We start from the raw sequence: 2,403 nt of genomic DNA, 5'->3' as shown, positions 1-2,403 counted from the left end.
GCTCCTACGGGGTGACCCCGGACGCGGTGATCGGGCACTCGATGGGTGAGGTCACCGCCGCCGTCGTCGCCGGTGCGTTGTCGGTGCGCGAGGGTCTGCGCGTCATCGCCATTCGTTCCCGGCTGATGTCCCGGCTGGCGGGTCAGGGCGCGGTGGCACTGCTCGAACTCGACGCGCCCGGCGCCGAGGCCTTCATCGCCTCGCACCCCCACGTGGAGATCGCAGGCTTCGTGGCACCGTCACAGACGGTGGTGGCCGGCCCGCCGCAGGCCGTCGACGCCATCATCGAATCGGCCACCGCGACCGGAAGATTCGCGCGGCGGGTCAACATGGAGGTCGCTTCCCACACCGCGCTGATGGACCCGATCCTCGACGAACTGCGTTCGGCGCTGGCCGATCTCACACCGCAGACCCCGTCGATCCCGTTCATCTCCACCGTCGACACCGAGGCGCCCCGCTTCGACGCCGACTACTGGGCCAACAACGTGCGCCGCCCCGTCCGACTGCACCAGGCGGTGACCGCCGCCGCGGCCGCAGGCCACACCACCTTCGTCGAGATCAGCCCGCACCCGATCCTGAGTCGCGCGGTCTCCGCCACACTCGGCGACACGCATCACCACGCGGTCGGGACGCTGGCCCGCGACACCGACGACACCGTCACCTTCCACACCAACCTCAACACCACCCACACCGCTCAACCGCCTGCCACACCGCATCCGGCCGAGCCGCATGTCCCGCTGCCCACCACCCCGTGGCACCACAAGAGCCACTGGCTCACCGTCGGTGCGACGGCACCCGCGCCGGCACCGCGCACGTCGCGTGACGAGGTGGCGGCGTTGTCCGCCACGGACCTCGCCGACGGTACGTGGCTGGTGTTCGACGACGGACTCGACGAGGACGTCTCCAGCACAAGCCTTCTCGAAGCGCTCACCGCTGTGCAGAACGTGTTGTTCGCTCCCGAACTCTCGGCGGACGGCATCGACGCCGATTCCGGTTACCGGCTGTTCAGTGGCATCCGCCGGCTCACATCGGTGCTCACCGCGATGGCCACCCCGCCGAAACTGCACATCGCACTCCCACCGACGGACACCGCATCGGCGGTCATCAGCGGAATCGCCACCGGCCTCGCCCGCGACCACGCCGCGTTCTGGGGTGGTCTGGTGACCGTCGAAACCGCTGCCGTCGAGTCCACCGCCGACGATGACGCGCTGCCCAACGGCGACATCCTCGACATCTGGCGCACCTATCCCGCGGACCGTCGCAGGACCCTGCTGCAGCACCACGTCAGCGTGCTGATCGCGGCGGTGATGGGACTGCCCTCCCCGGAGTCGCTCGACCCGACCGCCGACGTCTTCGAACTCGGTATGGATTCGATGATGAGCGTGGTGCTGCAACGGGCGCTGCTGTCGACCCTAGGCGTCGACGTCCCGCCGCCCGTGTTGTTCGACAACCCCAGCGTCGAGACCCTCGCCGACCACCTGGTCGTGCTGGGGGAGATCGACCCCGAATCGCTCCAGGACCTCGCCGAGGTGCCTCTCGTGGAGAAGGTGAGCTGAGTTCCATGACTGCTGTGTCGCCGGATCGCCGTGCGATCATCACTGAGGCGTTGCGCAAGATCGACGATCTGACGGCGCGGTTGGCGGTCGCCGAACAAGGAGAGACCGAACCCATCGCGGTCGTCGGGATGGGGTGCCGGCTCCCGGGCGGGGCGAGTGACCCCGACCGGTTCTGGGATCTGTTGCGCGAAGGGCGCAGCGGGATCGTGCGGGTGCCGTCGCAGCGGTGGGACGCCGACGAGTACTACAGCGCCGACATCTCGGAGCCGGGGACGATCTGCACCCGCGAGGGCGGGTTCCTGACCGGGTGGGAGCCCGATGAGTTCGACGCCGAGTTCTTCGGGATCTCTCCGCGCGAAGCCGCCGCGATGGACCCCCAGCAGCGCCTGCTGCTCGAAGTCGCCTGGGAGGCAATCGAACACGCCGGCATCCTCCCGGACCGTCTCCGCGGATCCCAGACGTCCGTCTTCGTCGGCCTGACCGCATACGACTACATGCTCAAACTCTCCGACAGCCTCAGCCGCGAAGAGTACGACGCATACGTGCCGTTCGGGAACGCGGCGAATTTCGCGGCGGGTCGGTTGTCGTACTTCCTCGGGTTGCGGGGTCCGGCGGTGGTGGTGGACACGGCGTGTTCGTCGTCGTTGGTGTCGGTGCATCTGGCGTGCCAGAGCCTGCGCCGCCGGGAGAGCGACACCGCACTGGCCGCAGGCGTCAACCTCATGCTCAAGGCGGAAGCCAATGTCGCGCTGTCGCGGTGGGGGATGCTGGCCCCGGACGGACGGTGCAAGACCTTCGACGCCGGCGCTGACGGGTATGTGCGCAGTGAGGGTTGCGGTGTGGTCGT

The 2,403-nt window shown here is 68.7% G+C and carries 2 protein-coding genes; both read left to right on the top strand.

Going from position 1 to position 2,403, the window contains the following annotated elements; all coding sequences use genetic code 11:
• A partial coding sequence (locus AU194_RS29690; RefSeq protein WP_157576597.1) for an acyltransferase domain-containing protein occupies nt 1-1,556 on the top strand: 1,556 nt, incomplete at its 5' end.
• Nucleotides 1,557-1,561: 5 nt separating this feature from the next.
• Nucleotides 1,562-2,403: polyketide synthase (locus AU194_RS29685; protein WP_197417778.1), on the top strand; the 842-nt coding region annotated here is incomplete at its 3' end.

Origin of the sequence: Mycobacterium sp. GA-2829 (assembly GCF_001499965.1) — a bacterium.
GTDB lineage: Bacteria > Actinomycetota > Actinomycetes > Mycobacteriales > Mycobacteriaceae > Mycobacterium.
Note: the sequence above shows the minus strand (reverse complement) of the source record. Positions and strands in the feature narration are given on the sequence as shown.